Raw genomic sequence first — 1,834 nt, forward strand, 5'->3', positions numbered from 1 at the left:
TTAGCGTCGATGGTAGTGTGGGGTCTCCCCATGTGAGAGTAGAACACCGCCAGGCTCCTAATTGAAACGAAAAAGGTCGACCATGAAGGTCGGCCTTTTTTCGTTTAAGTAAAACTGAAAGTTCTACTTCGCGGTCGTCCGTTCCCGAAGGGGGCCCCCAGTCTTCGCCAGAGGCGAAGCCGCTCCGAACGGAGCAAGCAAAACGGTTTGCTTGCTTGAAACCGTTCTCCGCCCCCATGTGAGAGTAGAACACCGCCAGGCTCCCATTCTAAGAAAAAAGGCTATCCATTTGGGTAGCCTTTTTTTGTATGCGGCGTTCAGTGAAACATCATCATTGCTAACAACATTATCAGGATAGCCCTTTTGCTTAGAAAGGCACTGACGTGCCACTCCTATGAAGACCCAACCATCGAGAGTCATATCCATAGACGCTCTTCGAACAGTGTCCTTTAGTGATACTTCCCTGTAGGGGGCATCCAGCTCGGCATCCATGCCTCGCGTTCATCACTTGTCGAATGCCACCGGCATTCGTCATACTTCTACGAAGCACCGTTCTTCACCCCCATGTGAGAGCTTTATTAATTAAATATAAAAAGAACCGTCATCCCGGTTTCGCTCAGCGAAGACCGGGACCCCCATCGTACAACCGTAGAGTAAAAAAGAGCGCCTCATACGGTGCTAAATAAAACCTAGAATATCAGCACCACTACCACAGACAACTAATACCATTCCATCTTAATATTTGGTCAGTAATGCCCAGTCTCTCGAACACATATTCATGATTCGCTTAGTGTCATCGACGAAATCGTTCCAAGCTGTGGTACATGCATCAACGATATCTTCGTATCCCTGGAAGCATCTGTTCGCTAAATGATGTTGCCGTATCCAACTCCACACCTGCTCTATGGGATTCAGTTCAGGAGAATAGGGTGGCAGTTTCATAATTGTCAGGTTTTCAAAGTCATCGGCTATATCATCGGTATGCCAACCAGCACCATCCATCACCACCACGGCATGGCGCCCCGGTTTTGTTTTCTGTGAGATTTGCATCAGGTGTTGACGCATGATGTCTTTGCTCACATAGGGCGAAATGAACGCTTCGGTGTCGCCAGTAGCTGGACATACCGCGCCAAACAAATGTGCATATTCAAATTGCTGTTGCTTCACAACTCGTGGGCGACTTCCCGTTGGGGCCCAAATGCGCGTTGTCGTGTTTTGCTGGCCAAAACGAGCTTCGTCCTGGAACCAAACATCTATGCGATCCAAGGCGAGATGCCCCGGAGTGTTAAGGATCGTTTCCAGTAGGAAGTTTTTTATATGCATCCTGGACGCCTGTTTGTTGTTTAGGATGTCGAGAACGACTCGTTATCCAACTAAACCCCAACGATTTTAACAGCTTATAGATTGCATTATGATGGTAGGTAACGCCAAATGTTTGCTCAATATAGGCTAAAATACTTTCCCCGGTAAGCCTACCTCCTTCATGTTTATCCTGGCTATGCTCTTCGATGTATGAACAGAGCGTTTGCTTTTGCCGTTCTGTGAGGTAGCAAGTTCGACCTTTTGCCTTTTTGGATTCCAGACCTTCAAGGCCATTGGTAAGGTAATTGGATACCCACAGATTCACACTTGTCCTACTGACTTTGAGTATTTCAGCGATATAAGTGCGGCTCTTGCCGTCAAGAAAATGAGAAAGGGCTAAGAAGCGTATACGCTTCCGACTATCTTTTTCAGATTTTGAAAGGGCGAGCAATTGCTCTGATGTATATTTCAAACTAAATGGACTCAGGAATGTAATGTGGCAATTAGATCACAAATCTAGATGGAATGGTAT

The 1,834-nt window shown here is 46.6% G+C and carries 1 protein-coding gene; it reads right to left on the reverse strand.

Going from position 1 to position 1,834, the window contains the following annotated elements:
- Positions 1-735: 735 nt before the first annotated feature.
- Positions 736-1,753, reverse strand: a protein-coding gene (locus tag C6Y40_RS10600; RefSeq protein WP_105932858.1) for an IS630 family transposase whose coding sequence is annotated in 2 segments (ribosomal slippage) — positions 736-1,308 and positions 1,310-1,753 — 1,017 coding nt in all. Because the reading frame shifts where the segments join, the coding sequence is not laid out codon by codon here.
- Positions 1,754-1,834: the final 81 nt, after the last annotated feature.

Origin of the sequence: Marisediminitalea alba (assembly GCF_002993365.1) — a bacterium.
GTDB classification, from domain to species: Bacteria; Pseudomonadota; Gammaproteobacteria; order Enterobacterales; family Alteromonadaceae; genus Alteromonas; species Alteromonas alba.